17 protein-coding genes are annotated in these 17531 nt (G+C 40.2%); 9 read left to right on the top strand and 8 right to left on the bottom strand.

All coding sequences use genetic code 11. From position 1 onward, the window contains the following. Positions 1-122 precede the first annotated feature (122 nt). The 3 genes from BLS49_RS17945 to BLS49_RS17935 all read right to left on the bottom strand — a co-directional run bounded on the left by BLS49_RS17945 (position 123) and on the right by BLS49_RS17935 (position 2374). Positions 123-1046: an AEC family transporter gene (locus BLS49_RS17945; protein WP_091233839.1), complete on the bottom strand. Its 924-nt coding sequence runs from the start codon at positions 1044-1046 to the stop codon at positions 123-125. A gap of 93 nt (positions 1047-1139) precedes the next feature. Beyond that, entirely contained in the window at positions 1140-1604 is a 465-nt protein-coding gene (locus tag BLS49_RS17940; protein WP_091233837.1) for a threonine/serine exporter family protein, read from the bottom strand. A 26-nt stretch (positions 1605-1630) separates the two neighbouring features. After that, on the bottom strand, positions 1631-2374 hold the full coding sequence (locus BLS49_RS17935; RefSeq protein WP_091233834.1) for a threonine/serine exporter family protein: 744 nt from the start codon (positions 2372-2374) through the stop codon (positions 1631-1633). A 169-nt stretch (positions 2375-2543) separates the two neighbouring features. On the opposite strand from BLS49_RS17935, the gene BLS49_RS17930 reads away from it, so the two are divergent. Then, positions 2544-4526 (top strand): methyl-accepting chemotaxis protein, encoded by a 1983-nt coding sequence (locus BLS49_RS17930; protein ID WP_091233831.1) that lies wholly within the window; start codon positions 2544-2546, stop codon positions 4524-4526. A gap of 274 nt (positions 4527-4800) precedes the next feature. Continuing rightward, a complete protein-coding gene (locus BLS49_RS17925) occupies positions 4801-6711 on the top strand; it encodes a sensor histidine kinase (protein ID WP_091233828.1) in 1911 nt (636 codons plus the stop codon). A 57-nt stretch (positions 6712-6768) separates the two neighbouring features. Here the strand turns inward: BLS49_RS17925 and BLS49_RS17920 are convergent, their stop codons facing one another. The 3 genes from BLS49_RS17920 to ytaF form a co-directional block, all read right to left on the bottom strand. After that, positions 6769-7011, bottom strand: a complete 243-nt coding sequence (locus BLS49_RS17920) for an NHLP leader peptide family RiPP precursor (RefSeq protein ID WP_091233826.1) — start codon at positions 7009-7011, stop codon at positions 6769-6771. A gap of 67 nt (positions 7012-7078) precedes the next feature. Continuing rightward, entirely contained in the window at positions 7079-8020 is a 942-nt protein-coding gene (locus BLS49_RS17915) for a hypothetical protein (protein ID WP_091233823.1), read from the bottom strand. Positions 8021-8172: 152 nt separating this feature from the next. Continuing rightward, on the bottom strand, positions 8173-8811 hold the full coding sequence (gene ytaF / locus BLS49_RS17910; protein WP_342707215.1) for a sporulation membrane protein YtaF: 639 nt from the start codon (positions 8809-8811) through the stop codon (positions 8173-8175). A gap of 129 nt (positions 8812-8940) precedes the next feature. On the opposite strand from ytaF, the gene BLS49_RS17905 reads away from it, so the two are divergent. From BLS49_RS17905 to ybaK, 6 genes are all read left to right on the top strand, one after another. After that, the gene (locus tag BLS49_RS17905; protein WP_091233817.1) at positions 8941-9159 is read left to right on the top strand and encodes a Sec-independent protein translocase subunit TatA/TatB; all 219 of its coding nucleotides are present in this window, start codon (positions 8941-8943) and stop codon (positions 9157-9159) included. A gap of 1286 nt (positions 9160-10445) precedes the next feature. Then, complete coding sequence (locus tag BLS49_RS17900) at positions 10446-11207, top strand: DUF2087 domain-containing protein (RefSeq protein WP_091233814.1); 762 nt, start codon at positions 10446-10448, stop codon at positions 11205-11207. Next, complete coding sequence (locus BLS49_RS17895; RefSeq protein ID WP_245742550.1) at positions 11192-11602, top strand: GIY-YIG nuclease family protein; 411 nt, start codon at positions 11192-11194, stop codon at positions 11600-11602. Before BLS49_RS17900 ends, BLS49_RS17895 begins: the two co-directional genes overlap by 16 nt. A gap of 87 nt (positions 11603-11689) precedes the next feature. Next, entirely contained in the window at positions 11690-12073 is a 384-nt protein-coding gene (locus BLS49_RS17890) for a DivIVA domain-containing protein (RefSeq protein WP_091233810.1), read from the top strand. 259 nt (positions 12074-12332) lie between these two features. Then, on the top strand, positions 12333-12797 hold the full coding sequence (locus tag BLS49_RS17885; protein ID WP_091233807.1) for a Dps family protein: 465 nt from the start codon (positions 12333-12335) through the stop codon (positions 12795-12797). Between the two features lie 473 nt (positions 12798-13270). Further along, complete coding sequence (gene ybaK / locus BLS49_RS17880) at positions 13271-13753, top strand: Cys-tRNA(Pro) deacylase (RefSeq protein ID WP_091233803.1); 483 nt, start codon at positions 13271-13273, stop codon at positions 13751-13753. Between the two features lie 86 nt (positions 13754-13839). Here ybaK and BLS49_RS17875 read toward each other — a convergent pair whose 3' ends face one another. Then, positions 13840-15534, bottom strand: coding sequence for a methyl-accepting chemotaxis protein (locus BLS49_RS17875; protein ID WP_091233801.1), 1695 nt, complete (start codon positions 15532-15534; stop codon positions 13840-13842). 175 nt (positions 15535-15709) lie between these two features. Between BLS49_RS17875 and thpR the strand changes: the two genes are divergently transcribed. Next, positions 15710-16300, top strand: a complete 591-nt coding sequence (thpR, locus tag BLS49_RS17870; RefSeq protein WP_091233798.1) for an RNA 2',3'-cyclic phosphodiesterase — start codon at positions 15710-15712, stop codon at positions 16298-16300. Positions 16301-16323: 23 nt separating this feature from the next. Here thpR and BLS49_RS17865 read toward each other — a convergent pair whose 3' ends face one another. After that, on the bottom strand, positions 16324-17526 hold the full coding sequence (locus BLS49_RS17865) for an MGDG synthase family glycosyltransferase (protein WP_091233795.1): 1203 nt from the start codon (positions 17524-17526) through the stop codon (positions 16324-16326). Between the last annotated feature and the right edge of the window lie 5 nt (positions 17527-17531).

Raw genomic sequence — 17531 nt, 5'->3', positions numbered from 1 at the left:
TTTTGACAGTAAGCCTACTTTTGGGACAGTCCCATTTATTATGAAGTGAAAGAGTCGGCAACATTATTGGTTTGGCCTTTTGATAACTATATTGCTTATCCATCAGAACAATCCAAGGTTCCTCAGCCCACATATCTGGATAATGAAATCAATGCCGTAATGGTGATTACGTTTAAAAGAGTCGAAATCAATACAGTTTGCGAGGCGAAATCCGGCTCGTTATCGTATTCCTCAGCTAAGATCGTGCTGTTGACACCAGAAGGCATCCCGGATGCAATGAGCAGCGCTTGGGCAGGAATACCTTTCATCCCTAATAAAAAGACAAGCAGCACTCCGATGACTGGGCCGATGAGCAGCCGCAAGATTACGCTTATGTATACTTCAAGTCGGTCCAATCGAAGCGGATATTTTATAATTTGTGCACCAAGCGTTAACAACGCGATGCTAACCATGGAATCTGAAATGTAACCGAGCGGTTTAGATACAAATTGAGGCAAGGGCCAGTGAAATACGTGAAAAATCAAGCCTAATATCAGAGCGTATGGGACAGGCATTTTAAGAAAACCGATGAGTGCAGCTTTCAATGTACCTCCCGATTTGGCCCGCTGAACTGACATTACGCCATATGTAAAGGTAACAAGACTTTGAAATGTCATGACTAACGCCTGAATAGATGTCGCAAGCGGATCACCTTTGAAGGCAAGCTGGTTAATGGGAAGCCCATAGTTGCCGGAATTGTCCAAAATGAGACTATTGGTGAACGCTGCCTTCATTCCTGCACCGAATTTCATTTTCCAGCTTACGATGGAGCTGACTCCATATAGCAACACTACATATAACACGTAGAATAAAGTAACATTTCCAAGCAAGGCGGGTGACATTTCGGATCGATACATTCCCAGAAACACCACTGCGGGGGTGATGTAATAGAAGTTGATTTTCGCTAAAGTATACAAGTCCAATTGAAAAGCTCGATGCATGAATGCTCCAAGCCCAATCAGTACAAAAATGGGTAGAACTACATCCATCACAATATCGATAATCATCTTGGTGTCCATCTTCTTTCAGCTAAATTATGATATCTGTTCCTATACGTTTTACTAAACAGGCCGCTTGATATTATATCATGTTTCACCAAACTATTTTGGTAATTTCTTAGCCTTCCAAATCGGCATTTTTAATGGGATTTTATGTAGAAGCTGATTTAGCACCTCAGACATAACAAGACCGATAGCGATCGATCCGGAGATCAAAAAAGCCTGAGCGGCAAGCTGAATTGCAACATTGTATTCATTGACGACGAAATTCCGCATCGCATCATAAGCAAGGCCACCGGGAACAAGCGGAATGATGCCGGAGACGCTGAATATGATGACAGGTTTTTTGAATAATTTAGCAAATAACTGACTGATGACTCCTACAATGAATGTCGCTGCTACCGTGGAGAAAATAGCTTCCATTCTAAAATCCAGCACAATGTATGCGATCCAGCCTAACATGCCAACTATACCGCAGTGAAGGAGGGTGCGTTTTGGTGCATTGAAAATAATACCGAACGCTCCCGAGGCGATAAAACTTGTAATCAAATGCAGGGTAATTACCATGTAAGACATGACCCCTTTCTATGTATTTACAGAATGCTGAACACTACAGCAATGCCTGCCCCGATAGCAAAAGCAGTGAGAAAAGCTTCGGCGCCCCGCGATAAACCGGACACGAGATGTCCAGCCATAAGATCGCGTACTGCATTCGTGATGAGCAGACCAGGGACAAGCGGCATGACGGAACCGATAATGATTTTATCCATTGTGACACCTACTCCAACTCGAACCAGTAATATAGCCATAATGCCAATCAGGAATGAGGCGGTAAATTCAGCGAAAAATTTGATTTTAAATACTTGATTCAGAAGGATATAGGATATAAATCCGAGACCACCACACAATACCCCGGGAATGAAATCGGTCAGGCTTCCTCTAAACATGATTGTAAAGCATCCGCTTGCGATCGCGGCGGCAGCAACTTGCAGTGCAAGCGGGTAGGCATTTTTGGAGCTGTCAATTTGTATAAGCAGTTGATGAGCTTCTTCTGATGATATAGTCTCGCTGCTAAGCTTGCGTGAAATATCGTTGACTGCGGATACTTTATGTAAATTTGTTGTCCGTTCCTCGATACGAATCAGCTTCGCTGGCAGTGCTTCACCGGGTTGAAATACAATTCCGGTCGGAGTGACATAGCTATGTGATCCATTAAGACCAAGCGAATTTGACATTCTAATCATCGTATCTTCTACACGGTAAGTTTCTGCTCCGCTCTGAAGCATTATTTTGCCTGCAAGAAGACATATTTCGACTTCGAGTGCAGCGCCTTTCATGGCATATCCACCTTTCTAATTTCCGATCGATTTAGCGTTATTATATCACGAGTAAGGACATTATTATTTTGCTATACTTTGTATTTTAAAATGGATCGTCAAAATCCGACAATCAGTATATAATAGTGTCAAATATTGATATTTTGAGTTAAGAAAAGGGGGGGCTTTTATGAAAAAAATTTCATTTTCAATCAGAAATAGAATGGTTGTTACATATTTACTTGTGTTATTAATTCCTAGCATGATTATTTCAATAACTACATATTCTGTTGCCAGCGATCGAGTAGAGGAAGAATTGATGGCAAGCGCTCACGGAAGCGTAAATTCAGCGAACGCCATCGTAAACAATTTAATTGAAGAAAAAATAGTTGATCTGGAGTATTACGCTAGTAAGGTAGCTACTGGGGATATAGAGAAAGAAGTGGCTGAAGGAAATAAAACGATCAAGGATATGTTTAAGCAATATCGTGCGATTCATAAGGATGTTTTGGATATATATGTAGGAACAGATAAAGGGTCCATCATTCGTGCTCTGGATGATCCCCTGCCCGAAGGTTTTGACCCGAGAAAAAGGGATTGGTACACCCTCGCCCACAAGCAAATGAAGGGAGCGGTTATATCTCCGGTCTTTCAGTCTGTTGATGGAAATCCGGTAGTATCTATTTCTCAGCTGTTGCCTGACGGAAAAGGTGTTATTTCATTAAATCTGGATTTATCGACGTTAGCTAAGCTGACAGATATGAAAGTAGGCGAAGAAGGGTACATCATTATTCTGGATAGCAGCAAAAAAAATCTTGTTCATCCTACTGCAGTCATTGGTGAAGAATCCAAAGAAGAATATACGGAGTCATTATTTAAGTCAGACAATGATATCCTGAGCTATACTAGTCAGAATGTAGACTATAAAATGGCGCACATGAAAAATGAGATATCGGGATGGAGAATTGGTGGTACGATTAGCGAAGATGAAGTAAAAGAGGATACGAAAGAAATCCGCGATACAGCGATATTTGTTGTCTTGGCTTCCGTTCTGGCAGCAGTTGTGATTATTTTCCTTAATGTAAGATCCGTGACAGTACCGCTGCGCAAGCTTAAAGAAGCAACAGCTGTGTTAGGAAAAGGAGATTTGACCAAGCGACTGGATTCTTTCCGTCAGGATGAAATCGGTGATCTGGCGAATAACTTCCAGATCATGGTGGATAACTTGAGAGGAATGGTTGAAGGCGTCAGAGAAATGACAGATAGTCTGTCCGCATCAGCAGAGGAATTGACAGCAGGTGCAGAACAGACTACAAAAGCAATCGAGAATGTGACGACAGCGATTCAGGAAGTAGCAGTTGGAAGTGAGCATCAGCTGAGAAGTGTAGATGGCGGAATGAAGAGTGTAGATCACATGAATCGGAAGGTTGAGCATATTACCGAACAGATGAATCAAGTAACAGGAACGATGTCCAATACAACAGAATCAACAAATCAAGGTACACATGCTGTTACAAGTGCTGAAGAGAAAATACAAGGTATTCAATACGCCGTTGAAGAACTTGGTGATGTTATTCAGTCACTAAATAGCCGCGCAGAGCATGTTGGTGATATCGTTGGTGTTATTGCCAGCATTGCACAACAGACAAATTTATTAGCTCTTAATGCATCGATTGAAGCAGCGAGAGCAGGTGAACAAGGTCGTGGATTTGCGGTTGTTGCTTCAGAGGTTCGTAAGCTTGCGGAAGGTTCCGGACAATCAGCAGAACAGATTAAAAATCTTATTGAACATATTCAGCATGAAATGAGCAAAGCCTCCAGTACAATGGAGGAGGTTAAGGATCGTGTCGCACAAGGAATGGAAGCAGTCGATCTGTCAGGTCAGTCGTTTGAAATGATACGTAAATCGATTGTGGGAGCGGCGGATATGATTCATTCAGTATCTTTATCAATGAATGAAGTGGCAGAGGGTGCTGACACTGTTGAAAATGAAATTAGTTTGATTCGTGGTCTTTCAGAAGCAATGGCAGGGAATACAGAAACGATTTCAGCCGCCGCCGAGGAACAGCTGGCTTCAATAGAAGAAGTTGCCTCTTCATCTACTGACTTAAGCAGAATGGCTGAACAACTCCAGCAATTAGTAGGCCAATTTAAAATTTACAAAGACAAGTAGATACATTTATAATAATGTTTCTAGAAGAAACCGGGTTAGGATATTCCTGCCCGGTTTTATTTTTTGATTTCATTTTCACCATGTAAAAACTATCCATAGATTAAAAATCTTAATAAAGGTACAATATCCTTGATCACAACCAAATAAAAAATATCTTTTATTCCATAATATTGAAGGTATTGTGTATATCTGTATCGAATAAATAATAGTTTCCAAAATTGAAAATAAAGTAGAATGGCTCTCATTTCTAGCGAGTAGGGGTAGGATGCAGGATATGAAAGTTTTATATAGGGTGTTGTTTAGTATAGTTGTACTTATTATAGTTGCTTTTTGTATTTTTCTTTTAGAAGTTCCCGAGAATAATCATGTTGATGAGCATGTCATTAATCAATGGCAAATAAAATGGGTAAGTGAGCTTGATTCGAATATTACCACAGATCAGTTGGACGCTATGGACGGTTGGATTGACGTCGATGGAAGTAATTCTGTTACAGAGAGAACTCAGGGGGATTCTGCTCAATGGGTTAAGTTTGAATTGCCTGATTTAAATGAAAAGGCTGCCGCAATTTTTTTTGAAAGGATTTATGGTACTCATGTGGTAGTTAAAGTCGATGGAGTTGATATATATGATAATGTTAGTAATTTTGCTCTGAGTTATAATACGGTGCTCTTACCTCTTAGTGTAATTAATTCGCATCAGAAGGTTTATGTAGGTTTGGAACGAAACGATAGTAGCATTGGTATTGTGAAACAAATCAAGGTTGGAAAGTATCAAGACATGATCAGGGGCTTTATCAGTAATAACACAGCCACTTACATTCTGGGAAGTACGCTGATTTTTATTGCACTAATTATGCTGGTATGCTCTTTGTTTTTATATACTGGGAATTTGTCTATGTGGCTTTCCCTATGTGCCGTAATCTTATCCAGTGGATTTTTAGTTATTACTTATAGTCCCTTACCAGCATGGCTTCATCAGTCAATGAGAGGTATGTATTCAGTGTTATTTGATATATCTCTGTATATTTTATTGCCTACATTTACTTTCTTCTTTGAAAAAACGTTCGGTTCGGGGCTTCATTCTATTGTTCGACGCTTCAGAATATTTCAAACAATTTATTCTTGTTTCTGTTTAGTTTGCTTCCTATTGCTAGTTATTTCTAATTTCCAAGTCCTATTATACGGATTTTACTATATCGTATCTTTGCAAGTGCTTGGCATAATAATGATAGTACAATTTATACTGCTTATTTGTTTCTCAACCAAGTATGCAGTTCAGGGAGATAAAAATGCGATTATCTTTTCAATGGGTTTTATCATTTTTGCATTAATTGGCATTGGAGAATTACTATATTACTACATAGTTGATCCGTATTACAGCTTGTTTCTATGGAAATGGGGGATCGTATGTTTCCTCATCTCATTGATAATTATTCTTGGCAGAAAGTTTTCCGAAAACCATAAGAGAATTGTACAATATACTAAACAATTAGAAATGTTCAACAATGAGCTTCAACGTTCGGAAAGAATGGAAATCATTAGCGAACTAGCAGCATCTGTTGCCCATGAAGTACGCAATCCTCTGCAAGTTACTCGTGGGTTTATTCAGCTTCTTCTTGAAAGACAGCCTTCAGAGAAGGTTTATTTGAATATGGCTATGCATGAACTGGATCGGGCGTCGGAGATCATTACAGATTATTTGACTTTTGCCAAGCCGGAAGCAGGTGTAATAACAAATTTGAATATTTTGGATGAGTTTATCCATATTGAGGGTATTTTAATCCCTATGGCCAATATGCAGGGGGGCGAAATATCCGTGCACATTCCTAATGATATTTATATCAGAGGGAATTCTTCAAAATTCAAGCAAGCCTTCATTAACATTATTAAGAACAGCATTGAATCGCTGCAGGGCGAAGGTGAAATCCAGATTTGGGCCTATGAAGAAGGCGAAAAAGTACACATTCACATTAAGGATAATGGTGAAGGAATGGAGGCCGAGGTATTGGCAAGGCTGGGAGAACCATATTTTACGAACAAAACGAAAGGTACTGGTCTGGGGTTAATGGTGACGCTCCGAATTATTGAAGTAATGGAGGGAAGTATCAAGTTTGCAAGTGAAAAAGGAATAGGGACGGAAGTGATTATTCAGTTTCCAAAGGTATGCATTAGCACCATTGAATAACTGAATAATCTCAACCATCCCTGTCTTATCTTAAATACTTTACTAATTACAGAGTCTTTATGCCCATTGGAACTGTGGAGTAACATCAGAAGCAATCACTGTTTTTGAAGGCTGCGGAGGAAGAACGAGATAAAATTCATTGGAATTTTCTTCTACGGCCTTTAAGCTGATATGCTCAGGAATTACTATACCGAGCGCTTCTTGAATTGCTGCTTTAGGGTCTGCTAGAAGTTTTGCTTTGAAATCAGGATCTTGCCACGCTTTTTGAATAACTTGATTGTGAAGAGCCTCTGTTGCCATAGAATCACCCTTTCTCTCAATATGGTTATATTTACCTCATAAGTATAGCATTATATATTTGGGCAATCTAGGAATTTTTCGGTATTTTCGACAAATAATAGTTTAGTCCGCCTTGTAACAGCAAATTTCTTTCAGATTCATGGTGTTGAGCCCCAATTACTATATTATTATGTAGTGATGCATGGAAATCATAAAGATGAGGGACTATAGTCTGTATTTTTGAAAGTTTTACATGAAGTATATTTGCCCGATTAGCATAAGTAGATAGTAATCCTCTAACATATATAGCCTGGTTTATTTCCTCAGATGTAGGCCGGCGGTCCTTAGGAATTTCACACTCCGTTTGTACCATGGATACAAGTGAATTGTAATTGCCTTCTAACAAATCCTTCTCCCAATCCTGCCAGTCATCGAGCATCTGCAATGTTATAAGAACAGTATCAACAGCCTCTTCTAATTCCGGAATTAATTCTTCCCGATGAGAGAGTAGAAGTGGAGCTATAATAGACAGCTTTACCGGAGATGCCTTGTGCCCCATACGTACCGGGTTTTCATAGAAGAAATCAGAACTGTTCTCTGTAGAAACAGCTTGAGCCCATTCAGCTACGTATTTTCTGTAATAATCCCATAATGAAGAGGTTGCGGGAAACGAGTGACTATATTTATGAATAAACTCCAGATGAATGAATTCTGCTAAAGGGAGCATGCTCGTGGAAGCCTGATCCCGATCGTCCATAACGGCGTCGATGATTTGGTAATACAGCATGCCAAAAATATTGGCTACAGCAAACTCCCTGCATTTATGAAGAGGAACTCCGGTCAGCTCGTGCATCCACAGTGGAAGAAGATAACATATGTAGTTTTTGGAACGTTCTTCTTTTAGCGGGTGGAATTTATCGAGAAACTCTAGTGCAGGTTGTCTATGTGTTACTGGCAGCGCTTCTAATATAGATGCGGCTTCTGCGAATGCAAGTTCCAGGTCTTGATGATAACTGGAGAGCCATTTCATAGTTACACCTCCTCTCTTGACCATAGCTTCCTGACTGATTGTAATTGTTACTACAATTATAGAGGAATATATCATTTTAAGGAATATACGATCATTTAAGGATTTATCTGGAATTTAAAATATTAATCATATAAATTTTCGATTGGCTAATACTACAGCAATTGATGAATGCCAAGAAAGATAAGCAAAAGCCCGGAAATAATGGTCGCTCGATTACCTAATTTCTCTGCTGCATACTTCTCTCCAAATTCGGCGCAAAGTGCAAGTAATACAAAACTGAACACCCCTACGGACAGCGAGGTATACCATATATTTAAGTGAGTAATGCCCGCATTAAATCCTCCGGCCAGCGCATTCATAGCCAGAGCGATACCCAGCAGAATTGATTCACCAAGGCTGATGGATTTAGAGCTGTCCTTATCCGCTTCTTCCGGATTTCTGAGCAGGCGTGTTACTGGATTGGTTTCATGATCGAGGGGAACTGCTTTTTTCTCAACGAAGGGCTGGAGCAGTACCCACACTCCCACAGAAACGATGACGATGGTCCCGATTAACTGTCCAATCCAGGGATGAATCCAGAAAGCGAGCCAATTCCCGAACAGTCCGGACAACAATGTAGCAAGGAAAGAAATGATGGCAATAGCTAAATTGGAGTACCATGGAATGCGTATCTTTCGAACGCCGTAAGCAATTCCTACTCCTGCGTTATCCAGATTGGAAGCCAAACCGATGACAACGACAGCCAACAAACCGTAAGAATTCATGATGTTCGCCCCTTTGTTATGCTTGATACTACAGCTTATGCCCAGAGGTCGTTTTTGGTTTCTGGATTAATTTATCGAATGAACGAGAAATTGTTTCCCTTTGTGATGAAATAAGTAGTATAATTTTAAAAAAGATATACCTGAGAGGTGATATTTGTGCTTGAAAATTTGTTGCGACCTACTCATTTGCTGTTGTTAATCATCGCAGCTCTGCTGTTGTTTGGTCCGAGCAAACTGCCCGAACTTGGTCGTAGTTTCGGTACGATGTTAAAGGAATTCAAGAGAGGTGCTCGTGGCGACTTCGAAGAGGAGAAACCTAAGGAGATCAACGCTCAGGAGATAAACACAACTCAAGAGGCAAATAAAACATCATAGAAGATAAATTAAACCATCCGAAGCTTTCTCTCGGATGGTTTTTTTCTTTTAAGATTTTATTGCGCCCGCACTTACTCTTCGGTCCTCTTCTGCTGCTATCTTCTTCAGCCATTACATAACATCGCCAAGTCTATTTTTCGCTTGTTTGCCCAAAAACATCCAGCACATTAAATTTTCATGGGTTTTTTTTCATGGAGAAGGATAAGTAGGGAATATATGGAATTATAAATGGTGTATCAAAATAATTATATTAGGAGGAAAAGTATAAATTCCATGCATGGAAGAAAGGGAGAGGGCATAGTGTTGATACAAAAATCTAATGAGTATGCGTAAACACACAGTAGGTATAATCACAATTCTGTTGCTTCTAGTTTCTTTACCAGTAGGTTCTCTTTTAGGGAAGTTATCTCTTAATTTGGTTGATTTAACGCCAGCAATGCAGGATGTTTTTATTGTCTTATCTATAATAATATGTATACTTGCATCAACTATTTTTTACGCTACCTTTTCAGATGAATCCAGGATATCCAAAAAATAACTAGAAACCACAGCGGTGAAATATGTCAAGTCTATTTGTAAACATCGAAAAAGCGGCGCCAGCTTGCAGATTAGGAAAAGAGCCTTTCTTGTGCCAATAGCAGTGGAGAGGCATGATATCAGGCAAAGCGTGCAAAAATGCAGTTTTTTCCAAAGTATCCATAAAAGGATGGACAAAAGCCTGCAAAAATGCAGGAATATGGTTCAGAATAGACTAGTTTGAAGATAATTCTTCGAGAAAGCCTGCACATTTGCAGCAATTTAGGGCAATTAGAGGCTTTACATAAACAAAGCCTGCACTTCTGCAGGAATTTACAGGAATTCCTCATCACGACACTGTTCCCGTGATATATGAGATACGATCATAGCATGTGGCGGGATCAAGCGGTGCACGGATCGTCTTCCTTGCACCGCTATTTCTAGTTTAGACAGTACACCTACTTTTGGGACAGCCCCTAATCGTCCCGATCGGGCACTCGCGCTACCAGCGCGAAACTTCGTTCAGTCCACCCGCAAACCGCGGTGATCCTCACTCCGATGACCCCCATGTGGTTCTCATCCCCTGAAGTAAAGTAAAAGGGGGCCGACCCAAAAGTTTACTAAGTGCACCTCAAAACAGAACCCGTTACCTTCCCCTCGCACGGTTATTATCTATTATATTTTAGGGTAGATTGCTCTATTTTTTCTGAAATATAGACAATATATAAAAACGTCTATATAATAAACAGATGAAAGGGGTGTTTGTTTAAATGTATGGAATTTCCGAAATGTTTTGGGACGCAACTGTTCCGGAACTTAAGAAAGGTTATGTATGGGATGAGAAGAGTGAAGCTTTTGTGTGCCTGCTATGCGGAAAGTCGTTCATTAAAGGGCTGATATATGAGCAGGATGGGATTTTTTATGAGGCAGAAAAGTTTACGGCTCTTCACGTTGCAGAGGAGCACGGTGGGATGCTTCAATACTTGCTCGGACTCGATAAGAAGCTGACTGGGCTTACCGATTTGCAGAAAAACCTGGTAAAGGCTTTTCATGAAGGACTGGGAGATCAGGAGATCGCCAAACGTTATGAGGTTGGCAGTACTTCAACGATTCGTAATCACCGTTTTACCCTTAGAGAGAAAATGAAGCAGGCGAAAATTTATTTGACGATCCTCGAAATGATGGAAGAGAAAGCACCAGCTGCTTCCTTTGTACCTGTACATCGTACTGCAACTATGGTGGATGAGAGATATGTCATGACCACTAAAGAAAACGATGAGATCATTAAGAAATTTTTTAAGGAAGGACCAGAAGGTCCATTATCTCATTTTCCGAAAAAGCAAAAGATGAAGCTTGCTATTCTTAGACATATCATGAACCGATTTGATTCGAATAAAAAATATTCGGAAAAAGAAGTGAATGAAATTCTGCGAACAGCTGATTCGGACTATGTGACCCTGCGTCGTTATCTAATTGAATATGGTTTTTTAGACAGAAAAGATGATGGAAGTATGTATTGGGTAAAGGAGTGAGTACTCTGGACAAGTTACAAAAGGCAAGACGTAAACAAATCGGAGATGAGTACATGCAAACACATCGGCCGATGGGAGTTTATCAAATCAGAAATGTAGAGAATGGAAAAGTGTTTATTGACTCCAGCTTGAACCTTGACGGAGCCTGTAATAAGGAGATGTTTATTCTTCAAATGGGTAATCATGTGAACAAGGAATTGCAAAAGGAATGGAAGGAATTTGGAAAAGATAAATTTGTATTCGAGGTTCTGGAACGAATCAAACCACAGGAAGAAAGAGTCACGGATCAGAGTGAACTTAAGAAGTATAGAAAGCTTGCAGCTGATCTAGAATTGAATTGGATCGAACAAATTCAACCCTTCAATGAACGTGGGTATCATAAGAAACGGGTTTAACGTCGATAAACGCTTGCAAATGTGGTACATTATAAAATGAAAATGTAAAGTAACCTATTTGTTAGCTTTAGGTACGGAGGGATACCCATGCAGGACGATTACGCGCGTAAATTAGAAGACCAGAAGGGATTATTCAAGCAGCTCGGCATTAAGCTGGATGCGCTGAGTATTCATGACAAAGAATTTGATGTGAAGATGCGGGGTTATGAAAAAGAAGAAGTTGACCGTTTTCTAGATGATGTAATTGTCGATTATGAACGCTTCTATGAAATTATCACGGATCTGTTGGATAAATATAAAGAAATACAGCGCCGTCAAGCTTATTGGGAAGAAGAGCGGAAATCTCTTGTATCCCGTAAACCGCAAATTGATACTGCAGACGCGGTAGATCGTCGTTTGGTAGAAGACGGAATCCGGCAAATGGAACGAAGTCTGGAGCAATTAAAGCTACAGATTCGTTCAGGAGTTTAAAATATGCAAGTGATGAGTTGGTATAATTATGCCAGCTCATTTTTTGTATATTGGCGATACAAATTACATAAACTTCATTCAGTAAAAAAGAAATTTCATGTGAAATTCATGTATTGAAAGTTGCAAATGGTGTAGATCAGTGGTAATATATAAACAGGATTTAGATTTAGTCTAAATTTAAAATAAGTAATTTACAGTATGCCAAGCTAAGTTATACACAATATGTGCTTCATACTATATCATGAATGGAGGATTTATTATGACAAATCAAGTATTAACTCAAAGTGAACAAGCTCTGGAGAAAGAACTGAATTTGCAAATCGCTAACTGGACTGTATTGTACACCAAGCTCCATAATTTCCATTGGTATGTGAAGGGTTCTAATTTCTTTAGACTTCATGAGAAATTCGAAGAACTGTATAATGAAGCGGCAAATTATATCGATGAAATTGCTGAACGTTTGCTGGCAATTGGCGGTAGACCTGTAGCTACTCTCTCTGACTCCTTGGCAGTTGCAACTTTGTCTGAAGCTACAGGGTCTGAGGATGCAAATGCAATGGTCGAATCAATTATAGCTGATTTTAAAGTATTGGGAAGTGAACTTAAGCACGGAATGAAGATTGCTGATGAAGCTGAAGACCAAGCTTCCGGTGATTTGCTGTTAGGCATTTTGTCAACGATTGAGAAACATAGCTGGATGCTTAATTCGTATTTGGGTAAATAAGCATAGAAATCCAGATCTTAAGCTTAAGAGGCTGTCTCTCAAAGTTATCTAAGATAGCTTTGAGAGACGCTTCTTTAGCAGTGGAAAGGCAAGATATCAGGAAAAGCATACCAAAAATGCAGTTTTTTAAAAGTAGCCATGAAAAAATGAACAAAAGCATGCAAAACTGCAGGAATATTGTTCAGAATAGACTAGTTTGAAGAGAATCCTTAGTGGAAGCCTGCACATTTGCAGCAATTTAGGGCATTTAGAGACTTTACATGATCAAAGCCTGCACATTTGCAGGAATTTCAGGAATTCCGCATCATGACACTATTTCACATGAGATACGGTCATAGAATGTGACGGGATCAAGGATCAAGCGGTGCAGGGTCGTCTTCCTTGCACCGCTATTTCTAGTTTTGACAGTAAACCTACTTTTGGGACAGCCCTAAGTTATGTATTCATTATTTTCGTGAAAAAGGAGTAGTAACATGGCAGAGCACAAGACCAATGCTATCCGGATTTTAGACAAGGCTAAAATTCCGTATCAAATACATGTGTATGACAATGAAGATGGCAAAATCCATGGCGAAGCAGTTGCAGAGAAAATTGGAAAAAAGCCTGAGATGGTGTTTAAAACGCTGGTTGCTCATCAGGGAGCTAATTTGTTTGTTTTTGTTATCCCAGTAGCTGAGGAATTAGATTTGAAAAAGGCGGCAAGGGCAGCAGAAGTAAAAAAGATAGAAATGCTTCCGGTAAAAGAGCTGTTGAAATGGACGGGCTATGTTCGCGGAGGATGTTCACCGATTGGCATGAAAAAGTTATATCCTACATTTATTGATAGCAGCGCAGTAGATTTGCAGACGATGATTGTTAGTGCTGGGAAGATCGGCTTGCAGTTGGAGCTTGAGCCAGAGCAGCTTGCCGATGGGGTATCAGCAAGGTTTACTTCTTTGCTTAGGGTAGAGGAGTAACAAGCGCAGTAATCAATTGAGGAATAAGAAAATGGAAAAATCCCACGAGAACTGTATTACCGTTCTTTTCGCGGGATCTTTTTTGTTTACACTTTAAATTTTTCGATTCGAGTATGCAATTTCTCGGATATGCTGGACAGGAAGGTAGCAGAAGCATCAACCTCTTCCATGACAGCCAGATGCTCCTCTGAAGCAGCAGATATACTCTGAGCTCCATCAACTGTTCCATATGCGATTTCTATAATTTGTTCAATTGATTGAACGAGCAGCTTAGAGTTTCCAGAGAGCTGATGAATTGCCGCGCTGACTTTTTCAATAGCTTCTTCGGTAGTTTTTGAGGAAAGCTCTATTTCGTTGAATGAGAGCCCTGCATTTTTTACGAGCTGTGTACCGTGTCTGACTTCATGGGATGCTTCTTCCATCGTATTTGCAGTTGATTCCATTTGAGTAACGATAAATGAAATGATCGACGCAATTTGTTGTGCAGAAGTGGCTGAACGTTCAGCTAGCTTCCGTACTGATGAGGCGACAACTGCAAAACCACTGCCATATTCACCAGCTCGGGCTGCTTCAATTGCGGCATTAATAGCGAGCAGGTTAGTTTCAGCGGAAATATCCGTAATAATCTCCAAAATACTTTGGATTTCCCGAGAGTGAGCACCTAAAGTTTCAACGTTAGTAGAGAGCTGCTTCATTTTATCTTCCATCTTGTTCATCTGCTTAACACTAAGTTGGATCGATTCTACCCCTTTTTGAGCAGAGACTGTGGATTGCATTGCAGCATGTGAGACATTGTCAGTGTTTTCTACAATATGCTGGACAAAGTCAGACATCTCTTGTAATGCAGTGGAGCTTTTTTCGAGACTATTTAACTGCTTCTCTGCACCTTCAGCTAATCCCTGTGAGATATTCGCGGTTTGTTCACTTGCTTTACCAGTCTGATCAACACTCGCAGATAGCTGCTGTGATGATGAGGCGACCTGCAACGACATATCGTTAGCCTCTGTGATCAATTGGCGCAAATTTGCTGTCATGTTTGCAAAATCCCTTGTAAGCTTTCCGACTTCATCCTTACTTGATAGGGTGACAGGTTGTACGGTCAGGTCACCTTGGGCAACTCTGTTTACTTGAAGGGATAATTGCTCGATAGGTCTGATCATACGGTGGATGAAGAAATACACGATTATAGCAGTTAGTACAAAGATGATACCTCCGATAATAAAGGGAAGGGTAACAATTTCAACGGTACGATCATGAATAATGGAAGCGTCAAAATTAATGACCATCATACCGATGATATCCTGATTAGGATCATGGTCTTTAAAAATAGGTGCGTATCCGCTAAGCAGTTGAGCTCCATCATACGTGTATACTGATGAATAAACCGCGTGACGCATATCTTTGATCATATCCACATCAGCTTTGTCTAAATAGAAGGATTCTCCGGCTGCATATCCTCGTCCCTTCAAGTTGGAATCTGCCGCAAGAATTACACCGTCAAGTGATAGAATAAATACTTCTTTGAAAAGTGATTTGTGATCTACTGTCCAGTTCAACCGTTCTTCAAGGGATGCCAGACCTGATTGCTGGCCTTGAGCAAGTTGTTCTATAATGCTTGGGTCTACAAGTCCTGTAGTAATATTAGCACAGCCAACTGTTTCTATGCCGACGGAATCTTCGACCTGTCTATATGCCGTTTGATAAGTAAAAACCCCAATCAAAGTGCCTACTAATACCAGTAGGCTAATTAGAACAAGAGTAATTTTTCTAGCAAATCCCATAATGGTACTCCTTTATAATGGATTAATTAATGTTAAGTAAGTATAAGACGAAAGAACTAATAAATACTATTACATATTATATAGTCGAATTGTTATGTAAATAATAACGAACAACGTCGATTTGTGGCGAAAAAATGAAAAAATAGGAAAATAAATTACAAGGATGTGACATTGCATGTTAGTTAATGGAAATAGCAAGCAGCTATGGCGTATTTTTATTGCTGTTCCTATTCCTGAGGAGATAAAGCAAACCATGAATTCCTGGAGTCGGGAGCATAGGGCACAGCTGCAATTCAGAAAATGGGTCCATGCAGAGGATTATCATATTACCGTTCAGTTTCTTGGAGATACTGAAGTTGATCGAATTGGGAAGTTAAAAGAAGTTTTAATGAGGGGAGTAGCAGAAATGGCTCCATTCAAAATGGAGGCTGTGGGTGTAGGGACATTTGGAAGACCCCGTCAGCCCCGTGTGCTGTGGGGAGGGGTCAATGGGGATATTACAGCCCTGCATGACCTATATCATGATGTTACTTCATCAAGTGCAGAGCTTGGATATATAGCTGAGGATCGAGCCTATCATCCACATATTACAATAGCACGCAAATATCGTGAGGAAGAGGAGCTTAACCCCGAGGTTATTAGCGCTCTTAACACTAATGCAAGCTTTGGGACCTGGATCGCAGACCGAATTGTAATATATCGTACAAATTTAGGCAATCAACCAATGTACGAAGAGATAGCTAGTATGTCTTTAAAAAAGCCTTGAGCCATCTCTTCGTAAATATCGCGTCAATTTGCGCGTTGACCTGTGGAGTGAATCTTAATATTCAGACGTCTTGTGCTATAACTGGAACTCAGTAAATTCATAACCGATTTAGCACATGCTTCAGGCTCATAGATAGCTTCAAATTTTGAAACGAGTAAAATCTGACGATGCTGTATCGATGTCTTATTGTAATCTGTGCTAGCTGTGTGATTACTTATTTTGTCCAGCCATGCCTCAAGAATTTCCGGAGAAGCCAGCTCTTGTCCATATCCATGACTCACAAAGTATTCGCGGTTCTTATCCTCCTGACCAGGAATGGATTCACAGAACAGCATCGGTAAGCCTTTGGCCAATCCTTCAGTACAAGTCATTCCACCAGGTTTCGTAATGAGAAGATCTGCTGCATCCATCCATTTACTAATTTCTTTAGTAAAGCCAAGCACTGTAATGTTGGGATGCTGGAATTCCGGCTGGTTTCTCATTTTTGAAGCAAGCTTCTCATTACTTCCCATGCAATAGACAAATTGTATTTTATCGTTCCACTGCATGAACTTCGAAATCAGCTCTTCTTTAAATAACTGTAGCCCCCAGCCTCCTCCCATAACGAGAGCGGTAGGTAAATTTTTAAGACCAAGCTCTTTTCGAACGAATTCTTTGTCTTGTTTAATCCAAAATTCAGGATGAACCGGTATTCCGGTTACTTGAATGGATTTTGGATTAACCCCCCGCTGGATAAGCAGCTTACGCACTTCATCAGTAGATACCAAATAATGATCTACTTCCGAGCTGACCCATGAGCCGTGAGCATCGTAATCAGTAATGACAGTAAGAAGCGGAATGTTCATACCCGATTCCTTCAGTCTGGATACGATCGCGTTAGGGATCGGGTGCGTACAGATGATCAAATCTGGCTTCAATTGATTAATTACCTGTGCGGCATGATTGTAAAAAACTTTATGTAGGGCCAGCCGTGTTAATCGACTAACTGGTTTTTCATATTTAATGCGGTAGAACATTCCTACGAGTAATGGACTTGCGCTCACGGTTAGTCGATAGGCTGACAAAATCAAGGGAGCTACAGTGGGATTAAGAAAAGAACCGAGCTCAAGTACTTTTGTTTGAACATTAGGAGAGAGCTCTTTAAGCCCTGCAGCGAGGGCATAGGCTGCCTGTGTATGTCCGCTGCCGAATCCTTCTGATAGAATGAGTACTTTTTGTTTTCTCAAGATTT

It is taken from the genome of Fontibacillus panacisegetis (genome assembly GCF_900102215.1).
In the GTDB taxonomy this organism is placed as follows: domain Bacteria; phylum Bacillota; class Bacilli; order Paenibacillales; family Paenibacillaceae; genus Fontibacillus; species Fontibacillus panacisegetis.
Note: the sequence above shows the minus strand (reverse complement) of the source record. Positions and strands in the feature narration are given on the sequence as shown.

What these genes read in the sequence shown, in the direction of transcription:
- BLS49_RS17945 (WP_091233839.1), bottom strand. Translation starts at nt 1,046, where the DNA reads ATGATTATCGATATTGTGATGGATGTAGTTCTACCCATTTTTGTACTG.
- BLS49_RS17940 (WP_091233837.1), bottom strand. Translation starts at nt 1,604, where the DNA reads ATGGTAATTACCCTGCATTTGATTACAAGTTTTATCGCCTCGGGAGCG.
- BLS49_RS17935 (WP_091233834.1), bottom strand. Translation starts at nt 2,374, where the DNA reads ATGAAAGGCGCTGCACTCGAAGTCGAAATATGTCTTCTTGCAGGCAAA.
- BLS49_RS17930 (WP_091233831.1), top strand. Translation starts at nt 2,544, where the DNA reads ATGAAAAAAATTTCATTTTCAATCAGAAATAGAATGGTTGTTACATAT.
- BLS49_RS17925 (WP_091233828.1), top strand. Translation starts at nt 4,801, where the DNA reads ATGAAAGTTTTATATAGGGTGTTGTTTAGTATAGTTGTACTTATTATA.
- BLS49_RS17920 (WP_091233826.1), bottom strand. Translation starts at nt 7,011, where the DNA reads ATGGCAACAGAGGCTCTTCACAATCAAGTTATTCAAAAAGCGTGGCAA.
- BLS49_RS17915 (WP_091233823.1), bottom strand. Translation starts at nt 8,020, where the DNA reads ATGAAATGGCTCTCCAGTTATCATCAAGACCTGGAACTTGCATTCGCA.
- BLS49_RS17900 (WP_091233814.1), top strand. Translation starts at nt 10,446, where the DNA reads ATGTATGGAATTTCCGAAATGTTTTGGGACGCAACTGTTCCGGAACTT.
- BLS49_RS17890 (WP_091233810.1), top strand. Translation starts at nt 11,690, where the DNA reads ATGCAGGACGATTACGCGCGTAAATTAGAAGACCAGAAGGGATTATTC.
- BLS49_RS17885 (WP_091233807.1), top strand. Translation starts at nt 12,333, where the DNA reads ATGACAAATCAAGTATTAACTCAAAGTGAACAAGCTCTGGAGAAAGAA.
- ybaK (WP_091233803.1), top strand. Translation starts at nt 13,271, where the DNA reads ATGGCAGAGCACAAGACCAATGCTATCCGGATTTTAGACAAGGCTAAA.
- BLS49_RS17875 (WP_091233801.1), bottom strand. Translation starts at nt 15,534, where the DNA reads ATGGGATTTGCTAGAAAAATTACTCTTGTTCTAATTAGCCTACTGGTA.
- thpR (WP_091233798.1), top strand. Translation starts at nt 15,710, where the DNA reads ATGTTAGTTAATGGAAATAGCAAGCAGCTATGGCGTATTTTTATTGCT.